At 54.2% G+C, this 9,903-nt stretch carries 11 protein-coding genes; 4 read left to right on the forward strand and 7 right to left on the reverse strand.

Features of this window, described 5'->3' with window-relative positions; genetic code table 11:
- Positions 1 to 210 precede the first annotated feature (210 nt).
- Positions 211 to 609, forward strand: coding sequence for a response regulator transcription factor (locus B4M48_RS05205; RefSeq protein WP_052246555.1), 399 nt, complete (start codon positions 211 to 213; stop codon positions 607 to 609).
- A gap of 181 nt (positions 610 to 790) precedes the next feature.
- On the opposite strand, the gene umuC is transcribed toward B4M48_RS05205, so the two are convergent.
- From umuC to dsdC, 3 genes are all read right to left on the reverse strand, one after another.
- Positions 791 to 2,053, reverse strand: a complete 1,263-nt coding sequence (umuC, locus tag B4M48_RS05210) for a translesion error-prone DNA polymerase V subunit UmuC (RefSeq protein WP_094110791.1) — start codon at positions 2,051 to 2,053, stop codon at positions 791 to 793.
- Positions 2,054 to 2,055: 2 nt separating this feature from the next.
- Positions 2,056 to 2,433, reverse strand: coding sequence for a S24 family peptidase (locus B4M48_RS05215; protein WP_150034856.1), 378 nt, complete (start codon positions 2,431 to 2,433; stop codon positions 2,056 to 2,058).
- Between the two features lie 124 nt (positions 2,434 to 2,557).
- Positions 2,558 to 3,481, reverse strand: a complete 924-nt coding sequence (dsdC, locus tag B4M48_RS05220; protein WP_224144879.1) for a DNA-binding transcriptional regulator DsdC — start codon at positions 3,479 to 3,481, stop codon at positions 2,558 to 2,560.
- A 211-nt stretch (positions 3,482 to 3,692) separates the two neighbouring features.
- Between dsdC and B4M48_RS05225 the strand changes: the two genes are divergently transcribed.
- Positions 3,693 to 5,012: a D-serine ammonia-lyase gene (locus B4M48_RS05225; protein ID WP_071668107.1), complete on the forward strand. Its 1,320-nt coding sequence runs from the start codon at positions 3,693 to 3,695 to the stop codon at positions 5,010 to 5,012.
- 44 nt (positions 5,013 to 5,056) lie between these two features.
- Here the strand turns inward: B4M48_RS05225 and B4M48_RS05230 are convergent, their stop codons facing one another.
- The 3 genes from B4M48_RS05230 to B4M48_RS05240 all read right to left on the reverse strand — a co-directional run bounded on the left by B4M48_RS05230 (position 5,057) and on the right by B4M48_RS05240 (position 6,695).
- Complete coding sequence (locus B4M48_RS05230; RefSeq protein ID WP_040113716.1) at positions 5,057 to 5,533, reverse strand: DUF1348 family protein; 477 nt, start codon at positions 5,531 to 5,533, stop codon at positions 5,057 to 5,059.
- Positions 5,534 to 5,575: 42 nt separating this feature from the next.
- Complete coding sequence (locus B4M48_RS05235; RefSeq protein WP_040113714.1) at positions 5,576 to 6,142, reverse strand: TetR/AcrR family transcriptional regulator; 567 nt, start codon at positions 6,140 to 6,142, stop codon at positions 5,576 to 5,578.
- Between the two features lie 151 nt (positions 6,143 to 6,293).
- Positions 6,294 to 6,695, reverse strand: a complete 402-nt coding sequence (locus B4M48_RS05240) for a RidA family protein (protein WP_071668105.1) — start codon at positions 6,693 to 6,695, stop codon at positions 6,294 to 6,296.
- 138 nt (positions 6,696 to 6,833) lie between these two features.
- On the opposite strand from B4M48_RS05240, the gene B4M48_RS05245 reads away from it, so the two are divergent.
- Entirely contained in the window at positions 6,834 to 7,436 is a 603-nt protein-coding gene (locus B4M48_RS05245) for a TetR/AcrR family transcriptional regulator (RefSeq protein ID WP_040113711.1), read from the forward strand.
- Between the two features lie 62 nt (positions 7,437 to 7,498).
- Here B4M48_RS05245 and B4M48_RS05250 read toward each other — a convergent pair whose 3' ends face one another.
- Positions 7,499 to 8,503: an ABC transporter substrate-binding protein gene (locus B4M48_RS05250; RefSeq protein WP_250341393.1), complete on the reverse strand. Its 1,005-nt coding sequence runs from the start codon at positions 8,501 to 8,503 to the stop codon at positions 7,499 to 7,501.
- Between the two features lie 817 nt (positions 8,504 to 9,320).
- Here B4M48_RS05250 and B4M48_RS05255 point away from each other — a divergent pair.
- On the forward strand, positions 9,321 to 9,821 hold the full coding sequence (locus tag B4M48_RS05255) for a hypothetical protein (RefSeq protein ID WP_288656170.1): 501 nt from the start codon (positions 9,321 to 9,323) through the stop codon (positions 9,819 to 9,821).
- The last annotated feature ends 82 nt before the right edge of the window (positions 9,822 to 9,903 follow it).

A 9,903-nucleotide genomic window follows, 5' to 3' on the forward strand; every position in this document is an offset into this window, starting at 1 on the left:
CTGCTGCACGATAACGGAAGAACAACCCTGAGGCAGGCTACGAACTTTTCTGAAATAGAGGCTGGCAGCCGCAATCTGTCTTCGCCAGTCAGTACCAGGTTTTTCTGCAAATGCGCCCGGCGCTGTACCTGAACGGTCAGCGGGTGCTGATAAATCGCGCCAGATATGGTGCAGAGATAACGTTAATTTTCCCGGTGGCGGAGTAATGGAATGAGCGCGAAAGTGTGGTTAGTGGATGATGATTTGTCAGTAAGGGAGTCGCTGGGATTTCTGCTGAAAACCGTAGATTACGAGGTGGCTGACTTCGGCGATCTGGCGACGTTCGACGCCGTTGCCAGTGCAGAAGCGCTGCCGCTGCGCGGCTGTCTGCTGGTGGATGTGCGGCTGCCCGGCATGGATGGGCTTAACTGGCTGACCGAACAGCGCGCCCGTCATCCGCTGCTGCCGGTTATTCTTATGACCGCGTATGGTACGCTTGACGTCTGCCGCAGCACGTTTCAGGAGGGAGCGTTTGATATTTTTACCAAGCCGCTCGACATTGAACCGCTGCTTGCAACCCTGCATCGCGCGATGAATGAGAGCGAACAGCGTGCAGTGCAGCAGGGCTGACGCTTTCTGTTATCTCGCTCAGCCCGTCGGTAAGGTCTGTATTCCGCATAACGTTCTGCGCCAGATAAAGCGCCTCTGACAACTGTCAGAGGCGCTCCGGCTTTAGCTGGTTTTCTGCTGCTTAAATCCGGTGAGTACCTTTTTAGCACTCAGCAGCGGGAGCGGGTGGCGCGACAGCCTGCTATCGGATCACAGGGATATCAGCCAGGCGAGTGGTATAGCGGGGTGAGAGCATGTTGCGTTTCATCTGCCACGCCTGGTTTCCTGTCGTCTGGCTGGCGAAACCGATTTTGCCTTTCCCTGAACGGTTTATGGCGTCGAGAGCGGTCATCAGCGCATCCGCATTGGCACGCGGCTGCTGCTGGCTGAACATATCAAACTGCGTGCTGCCTGACTGCCAGAAGTCGCTCAGCATTACGCCCGCTTTGGCATAGCGAAAGCCGTCGCGCCAGATAGCGTTCAGCCCCTGCAAAGCAAAGGCGACGATGTCACGCGTGTCCGCCGTTGGATATTGCCAGCTGACGGGCGCGGTAGCAGAGTACCTGGGATCGTCGCCATAGCGGCCGGTCGTCACAGAGACGGTGAGATGACGGCAGCGGGAGCCCTGCTGGCGCAGCTTTTCAGCAGCCCGGGTCGCATAGGCCATAACCGCCTGCTGCATATCATCCAGCGTCGTGATGCGCTGCCCGAAAGAGCGTGAATTAACGATCTGCTGTTTTGGCGGCGGCGCATCCTCCAGTGCCAGACAGGATTCGCCGCGCAGCTCGCGTGCAATGCGCTCAACAATCACATCAAATTTTTTGCGGATCGTACTGGTATTACTTTCTGCCAGATGCAGCCCGGTGGTGATCCCCATCTCTTCCAGACGCTGGGCGATTCGCCAGCCAATACCCCAGATATCGCCAATGCGCGTCAGCTGCAGCAATTTTTGCTGGCGCAGGGGATCGGAGAGATCGACCACGCCGTTTGTTTTCGTCCACTGCTTGGCCGCCTGATTCGCCAGCTTGGCCAGCGTTTTGGTCGGGCCAAAGCCCACGCCTATGGTCAGGCCGGTTTCCTGGCGAACGCGTTCGCGCATCTGCTGACCAAAGCGCTCCAGCGGCATATAACTGCTGATGCCCGTGACATCAAGAAAGCTTTCATCGATAGAGTAGACTTCCTGCCCGGCAGCCATCTCATCGAGTATTGCCATCATCCGCGCCGACATATCGCCATAAAGCTCATAGTTAGAACTGAAAACGTGTACGCCATTGTCACGAAAATAGCGTTCATGCTTAAACCAGGGGGCGGCCATCTTTATACCCATGCGCTTTGCTTCAGCTGAACGGGCAATCACGCAGCCATCATTATTTGATACCACGCAAACGGGTTTGCCGCGCAGATCGGGCCTGAAAATGGTTTCACAGGAGGCGTAAAAATTGTTGGCATCAGCAAGCGCAAACATACCTATTCTCCTGCAGGCCCGGTGAAACCCTGGCCCGCGATATCATTGAGCGCATAAGCCACCACGCCCCACACCGGCAGCGGCTGGTTCTCGTCGAGCAGAACGATAGCATCGGACCTCTCCAGCGACTGCAGCGCCGGAACGGGTTTCAGCAGTAACCTGCGCAGCACCAGTTCACCCTCAAATTCCGCCACAATAATCTGACCGTGCCGCGGCGTCAGTGCCCGATCAACTGCCAGCACTGAGCCTTTGACGATACCCGCCTCCGGGCTGGCTGTATCACTGCGCATCAGGTAGGTGGACCAGGGCGACAGCGAGACGATATCACCCAGGTTCAGGCGCGCTTCGATAAAGTTTTGAGCCGGATTCTGAAATGCCATATGCCTGTTTCGCTGAGGATAAAAAGGGTGGGCAAGTGTCCGGCTATTATACCCGATCTGCTTAAAAATAGCGCGGTTTACGCCGTGATCCTGCTCTGCCAGCGTGACGATACTATGAGCGTAATTATTTCTCTTTCGCCGCGGTTTCCTGCAGCCAGCGGATAAAGGTTTCTGTTTTTGGCCAGCGTCTGTCGGCGCGGGTAGCGATGTAATACCGTTCGCTGCACAGCAGCGCCAGGCGCGGGAAAGGCGTTATCAGTTCGCCAGAGGCGATACGCTGTTTCACCAGCGCCTTACGTCCCATCGCGATGCCGGCATGGTTTATCGCTGCAGCAACCGCAAGCTCTGCCTGATCGAATTCGGCACGGCGCGCTGCCGTAATATCCACGTCAAAATGCGCTGCCCACAACCGCCACTCATTTTCTCCGGAATCGATACTCCACGCCTGACGATCGTGCAGCAGGCGACAGCTCCGGAGATTCTCCGGGCAGTCCGTCAGCCTGAATTGTGCAGCGTAGCGCGGGCTGCAAACCGGAATAATATGTTCATCCATCAGCGGGTCCAGGTGAAATCTGTCCGGCACGTCAGCATCAAAACAGATGGCCAGATCGGCACCCATTTTATGCAGGTCGACCGGTTCGTTTCCGGTATTAATAACGAGATCGATAGCGGGGTTTTGCTCCAGAAAAGAGGCCACCGCCGGTGCAAGCCAGGCGTGCGCAAACGACGGGCGACTGTAAACCGTAAGCCTTCCGCTGGATCCCTGATTTCTGATGCCCTGAATTTCCCGGTTGAGGTAGTCGAGTGAGGTACTCATGGCATTGAAGATCCGCTCACCCTCTTCGGTCAGCAGCACCCTGCGGTGTAAACGGGTGAACAGCGAGATACCGAGCTCTCTTTCCAGCTGGCTGATACGGTGGCTGACAGCGCTGGGCGTCAGTGCCAGCGCCGCCGCCGCTCCGGCAAACGAGCCGTGGCGGGCAGCGGCTTCAAAGGTGAAAAGACGTCCCAGCTGGCCACCCTCTATTTCACGCATCTCAGAGAACACATTTTTCACCTTTACTGTTTAAGCTGCTGATTTAGCGATTAGTTATTTAACCGGCGTGGACGTTGCAGATAAAAATGCACAATGCGTGCTCGCCTGTTGAGTTAGCTGAGCTCATGTTAAGTTGAAAAACCATCGTTTGTCACCGCGCAGCCGCGTGCATATAAATAACGCTCTGTTTTCTTTTGATGCGTCGGGCTGAATGAGAGTAACCATGACTGATTTAACTGAAAAACTCCGGTCTGTACCGGCGGTAAGCGATCTGAGGGCGCTACGTGAAACCATCTGGTTTAACGATCAGGTGACGACGGCAGAGAGGGGGCTCCTGCATACGGGACTGACGCGTGAAGAGGCTGAAGATGCCGAAGCCCGCCTGCGCCGTTTCGCTCCGCTGATCGCCGCCGCCTTTCCGGAAACGGCTGAAAGCGGCGGTATTATTGAGTCAGATATGGTACCTCTACCCGCGATGCAGGCGCGGCTGGCGCAGCGTGCGCCGCTGCCAGGCAGACTCTGGCTGAAAAAAGATAGCCATCTGCCCGTTTCAGGTTCCATCAAAGCGCGCGGCGGCATTTACGAAGTTCTCGCGCACGCAGAGAAGCTGGCGCTGGAGGCGGGGCTTATCACGCCAGCCGATGACTACAGCCAGCTGCTTTCTCCGGCGCACCGTCAGTTTTTCAGCCAGCATAAAATAGCAGTAGGTTCAACGGGCAACCTGGGCCTTTCGATCGGCATAATGAGTGCCCGCCTCGGGTTTCACGTTACCGTTCATATGTCGGCAGATGCGCGTCAGTGGAAGAAAGCGCTGCTGCGCAGGCGTGGAGCGCACGTGATTGAGTATGAGCAGGATTACGGCGTCGCCGTGGAGCAGGGCCGCAAAGCGGCGGAGTCCGATCCCGACTGCTTCTTTATTGATGATGAAAATTCACGCACGCTGTTTCTGGGCTATGCCGTTGCCGGCCTGCGCCTGCCAGAGCAGCTGAAGGAGAAAGGCATTACTGTGGATGCCTCCCATCCGCTTTTTGTGTATCTGCCCTGTGGCGTGGGTGGCGGCCCGGGAGGCGTCGCCTTTGGCCTGAAGCTGGCTTTTGGCGATAACGTTCACTGCTTTTTTGCGGAGCCAACCCATTCACCCTGTATGCTGCTGGGAATGAGCACCGGCCTGCACGATGGTATTGCGGTGCAGGATATCGGTATCGACAATAAAACCGCTGCGGATGGACTGGCGGTGGGCCGCGCCTCCGGCTTTGTCGGCCGGGCGATGGCGCAGCTGATCGACGGCTGCTATACGCTCAGCGATCGCACCCTGTTTACGCTGCTTGCCATGCTGGATGAAACGGAAGGTATTCAGCTGGAACCTTCCGCGCTGGCGGGCATGCAGGGGCCGCAGCGCATCGCGGCAAGCCCCGCTTATCTGGCACAGCAGGGTATCACTCCGCAGCAGCTGCAGCAGGCCACGCAGCTTGTCTGGGCGACAGGTGGCGGCATGGTTCCTGCTGATGAAATGCAGCGCTACCTCGCTAAAGCCAGCTGCTGATAAACCCATGCAGCAGGGCAGTCACGCGAGCTGCCCTGCCGCCGTTACAACCCCAGCGCAGTCAGCCCCGGATGATCGTCCGGACGACGTCCCAGCGGCCAGAAAAATTTGCGTTCGCTCTCTTTAATAGGCATATCGTTGATACAGGCAAAACGGCGCTTCATCAGGCCATCGCCTTCAAACTCCCAGTTTTCATTGCCGTAAGAGCGGAACCAGTTACCTGAATCATCGCGCCATTCATAGGCGTAGCGGACAGCAATGCGGTTGCCATCAAACGCCCAGAGCTCCTTGATAAGACGATACTCAAGCTCTTTTTTCCATTTACGGGCCAGAAACGCTTCGGCTTCTTCACGGTTATGAGCAAACTCGGTGCGGTTGCGCCATTGTGTGTCCGCTGAGTAAGCCAGTGCGACTTTAGCCGCATCGCGGCTGTTCCAGCCATCTTCAGCCAGGCGCACCTTTTCGATGGCCGTTTCGCGGGTGAAAGGAGGAAGCGGCGGGCGTTGGTATGAATCAGACATGGTAAAACTCCTGTTAATTCAAATTTGATGAGTACGCAGGCTTCAGGAAACCTGCTCCAGCAGCATTTTCGCAATATCCCGTGCGTCGTCGGCCGCGCTCCCGCTCCCCATAACATAGGACGCGGTAATGGCGCCCTCTATCAGAATCAGCAGCTGTCTGGCCAGCGCCTCGGGATGTGCAACATTCATCTCTTTGCTGAGCTCCAGGGCGTAATCCAGTAACTTCTGCTTGTGGGTTTTCGCTATCTGGCGAACGGTATCGTCAGGGTTGCCTGTCTCACCGGCGGTGTTGATAAATGCGCAGCCGCGGAAACCCTCTGACTCAAACCAGCTTTTCAGCGCGGTAAACATATTCAGAATGCGATCCTGCGGCGTATTGCCTTGATCGGACGCGCTTCTGAACCACGCCATCCACTGCTCATCGCGCACGCTCAGCGCGGCTGATGCCACCTCCTCTTTACTGGCGAAGTGATGATAAATACTTTTTCTGGCGACGCCTGAGGTTTTGACCAGAAGATCCATTCCCATGGCGTGGATACCGTTCTGATAAATCAGCTGCTCAGCGCTCTTGAGAATTTTTTCCCGGGTACTGCCTGATGTTTTGTTCATGGCTTTAAGGTAGAACGATCGTTCTACCTCGTCAACGTTTTTTTAGCAGGAGGCTATCACCGGGGCGACAGACAGCTATGCAATGCTGACTGAGCGGATCAAAAAGGGAGAGCCGTAAGCTGGCTCTCCCTGATATTGCTCTGCAACGTTTTTATGCCTGAGACTCAGGAATGCGGGCGATAACCTTTATCTCAAAATCAAACCCTGCCAGCCAGTTAACGCCCACGGCGGTCCAGTTGGGGTAGGGCGGCGCCGGGAAAAGAGTCTGTTTCACCTGCATGATGGTTGAAAACTGGTTTTCCGGGTCGGTATGAAAAGTAGTCACATCAATCATATCTTTGAACGTACATCCTGCCACAGCGAGCGTGGCTCTGAGATTCTCAAAGGCAAGCTGTACCTGGGTTGCAAAGTCCGGCTCCGGGGTGCCGTCGTCGCGGCTACCCACCTGCCCGGAAACAAATAATAAATCGCCAGAGCGGATTGCTGCAGAATAACCATGCTGTTCATAAAGAGCATGGCGATGAGCAGGAAAAACGGGTGTTGGCTGGGTCACAGGGACTCCTTTGTGGGAGAACAACAGGGGATGCGCAGCATAAATAAAACAATTAATATACGCGGCGTATGTAAAATTAATCACACATACGCTGCGTATGTCAAATGGCATGCGCGGCGTTAGCAGCAGGAGAAGTATATGGTTACCAGACGCCGCACAGAAACGATGGAAGAAAACCGGAAAAAGTTGATTGCAGCTGCGCGCAAAGCGTTCGCTGAAAAGGGATTTGCAGCTGCATCAATGGACGATTTGACTGCCAGTGTCGGTCTGACGCGCGGGGCGCTTTACCATAACTTTGGGGATAAAAAAGGCTTGCTCGCCGCGGTAGTGACGCAGATCGATTCTGAAATGGCGCAACGCGCTAAACGTGAAGCGGTTCACTCCGATAACGACCAGCAAACGCTCCTGGCTGAAGGGATAGCCTATATCAGGATGGCGCTGGATGAAGAGGTCCGGCGCATTGTGCTGCTTGATGGTCCCGCTTTTCTTGGCGATCCTGCAAAATGGCCGAGTCAGAATAACTGCCTCAGTGCTACGCGTGAGAGTATTACCGATCTGATTGAACGTCGCGTAATCAAATCAGTCGATGCGGATGCGGCTGCGTGGCTGTTAAATGGCGCGGCACTGAATGCCGCGCTATGGGTCGCTGCCAGCGGTAATCCACAACAGGCATTACCAAAAGCTATTCAGGCGTTTACTCTGCTCTTCGGCGGTCTGCTGGAAAGTGTTGCGCAGCCATAACGCCGCTTTAATTGGTCTGGATACCACAGCTTATCAACGAATATTGCAAAATCCTGCCTGCCTCAACCTGGAGGCAGTGCCTGCAGAATACGCTGCGCATCCTGTTTGCTCAGCGGGTAATCGTAAAATGTCCGGTAAAATTCCTGAGTGGCGTCAACCAGATCGCGCGTTGCAAACAGCGCCGGATGCAGTTTTCTGGCAGCCCACTGGATTTGCAGTGCGACTTCAGTGCCGTAGCGATCCCAGGGAAAGACACCCGATGGATTCTGCCACACCTGCTGCTGCTTCACGGCTTTTACGCTGGCGAACAGCGATTTGTAGTCAGAGTCAGCCAGGGTTCCCGCGCCGGCACCGATAATAATCACATCCGGATCCCAGCGTATCACCTCCTCCGGTGAAACAGGGCGCATATTGCCATCCACGGAGGCGGCGACGTTCCGGCCACCCGCAAGCCTGATCCAGGTATCAATCAGGGTATTCCGGCCATCTACCTTCAGCGGATGCAGCGACTGAATATGCAGCACGCGCGGGCGTTCACTCTCCGCAAGCGCGGCCGTTTTGGTCTGAATAGCAGCGATTTGCGTATCCAGATAGCGATTATAAGCCCGGGCTCGCGCGGCCGCTGCCGGTGTGCCGACCACCTGAGCCGTGGTAGTGAGTGAGCGTTTCATCGAGTCAAAATCATCAAAATTCATTGCCAGTACGGGAATACCGGCCAGACGATAAGACTCTGCATCGGGATCGTTAGCGGGTACAAAAATCGCATCAACGTTGCGTGCCACCAGCGCTTCACTGTTAAAGGTTTTACCGTGTGCCTGGAGCGCCTGATTTAACGATGGCTGTACCTTAAACATCCACGGCCGGTCCGCCGGATGGTTTACGGTTGCCACAATCCGATCGCCGGCGCCCAGCGTCATAAGCAGAGAGTGGTGGGCAAACCAGGCATCGGCTATGTGCAGCACCGGCTGGCTCAATTCAATCTTATTCCCGCTGTCGTCAGTGACTGTCTGAGCCGACGCCAGAGCGCTTACGACCAGAAGCGGTAGTGCCCATTGCAGGCTTTTCATTAGTAAATATCCCTGTCAGAAGCTGAGTTGCCTGGAAATAACGTCGCTTTCCTGTCGGTTGCAAAAGGTGCGTCTGGCAAAGCATTAACGCCCATCGCAGGTTGTTCATTTACGGCATATACCGGCATAGCAGCGCAATAACATTGCGCAGGTGAACGTTGTCTTCACCAGGATCCACCGTTTAACCAACATGAAATTTTCGGAGAGCTGTCGATAGGGCAGGCATCATTACTTACCGCTATATCAGTGAGTATATAACGATTTTTGTAAGTTAACCGACTGCCTGGCGTATAAATGAAAACCTGCCCGTTAATATGGAACTGTATCAAATGTGATTAAGTCTGCGGTGCCCCTGGCATCCGGTAGCACCGGATTGGCCAGAAATATATCGGGTTCTTAAACCGGAGGGAGCTATCTGACACAGCAGGCTGAGCCTGCATCTGCATTTATCGAGTATATTTTAGGACCACTTCACAAAGAGAGAATGTCCAGAGATCCTGGCAAAGAAAAAGAGGATGCGGAGATGGCGGGTTTTAAGGTCATCGACTTACACACAGCACGCTGCCGGATGAGGTTTTTTGATATCAGGGTTGTTGTCTGAATTTTGCGGAAATGCATCTGTGGCTACCCGGCTTCTCCGTGAAGAAATACTACAAAGAATTGCAGCCAATGCAGCAGAAAATGCGCCTGGGCCAGCCATTTGTTGCGTATTCAACATCTGCATACATAGAATGCCAACCCTGCAGAAACGGGTTTTACTGCCTTTAGTTCTATATATCATACGTTTTCAGAAATGATTCATGACAGGAATTTAAACATGTGCAATGAGTTAGAGCGTATGCTAATCATGGGAAACAGCGGTTCAGGCAAAAGCTGGCTTGCTGCACGTATCTCTGAATTCAAAAAGTTACCTGTTACAGATTTAGATACTCTTTACTGGGAACAAGATGGTTACGGCAGAGCCAGGGAAAAGGCTGAAGTGCTTAAAGATGTTCTTGCAATAGCAAATAAACAACGCTGGGTTATTGAGGGCGTTTATGGCTGGATTGCTGATCAAGTCTCTTTATACGCCTCTCATGTTATATGGCTGACGCCTAAGCCAGGTGAATGTGTTGAAAACATTAAAGTTAGAGGAGTAAGGAACAATGGAACTGTTGAAGATTATGAGGCCTTGCTGGAATGGGCCTCATTATATGAAATCCGAACCGGGTCGAGTAGTTATGAGGGCCATCTTTCTGTCTTTTCAAAAGTCAGTCCCGGGAACAAAATAAAGCTAGCTAGTCGCAAAGATATCCATCAATTCCTTACTCAACTTTGATTAAGGCAGTTCAGTAAACGGCCGCTCCCCGCTCTTAGCGGACATTGGCCTGTGCGTCAGTCCGCTTTGTGCCAGAAGCGGA

The sequence above is a fragment of the Pantoea sp. UBA6567 genome, from assembly GCF_002434165.1.
Classification (GTDB): Bacteria; Pseudomonadota; Gammaproteobacteria; order Enterobacterales; family Enterobacteriaceae; genus Pantoea; species Pantoea eucrina.

What these genes read in the sequence shown, in the direction of transcription:
- umuC (WP_094110791.1), bottom strand. Translation starts at nt 2,053, where the DNA reads ATGTTTGCGCTTGCTGATGCCAACAATTTTTACGCCTCCTGTGAAACC.
- B4M48_RS05205 (WP_052246555.1), top strand. Translation starts at nt 211, where the DNA reads ATGAGCGCGAAAGTGTGGTTAGTGGATGATGATTTGTCAGTAAGGGAG.
- B4M48_RS05230 (WP_040113716.1), bottom strand. Translation starts at nt 5,533, where the DNA reads ATGTCTGATTCATACCAACGCCCGCCGCTTCCTCCTTTCACCCGCGAA.
- B4M48_RS05250 (WP_250341393.1), bottom strand. Translation starts at nt 8,503, where the DNA reads ATGAAAAGCCTGCAATGGGCACTACCGCTTCTGGTCGTAAGCGCTCTG.
- B4M48_RS05235 (WP_040113714.1), bottom strand. Translation starts at nt 6,142, where the DNA reads ATGAACAAAACATCAGGCAGTACCCGGGAAAAAATTCTCAAGAGCGCT.
- B4M48_RS05225 (WP_071668107.1), top strand. Translation starts at nt 3,693, where the DNA reads ATGACTGATTTAACTGAAAAACTCCGGTCTGTACCGGCGGTAAGCGAT.
- B4M48_RS05215 (WP_150034856.1), bottom strand. Translation starts at nt 2,433, where the DNA reads ATGGCATTTCAGAATCCGGCTCAAAACTTTATCGAAGCGCGCCTGAAC.
- B4M48_RS05245 (WP_040113711.1), top strand. Translation starts at nt 6,834, where the DNA reads ATGGTTACCAGACGCCGCACAGAAACGATGGAAGAAAACCGGAAAAAG.
- B4M48_RS05255 (WP_288656170.1), top strand. Translation starts at nt 9,321, where the DNA reads ATGTGCAATGAGTTAGAGCGTATGCTAATCATGGGAAACAGCGGTTCA.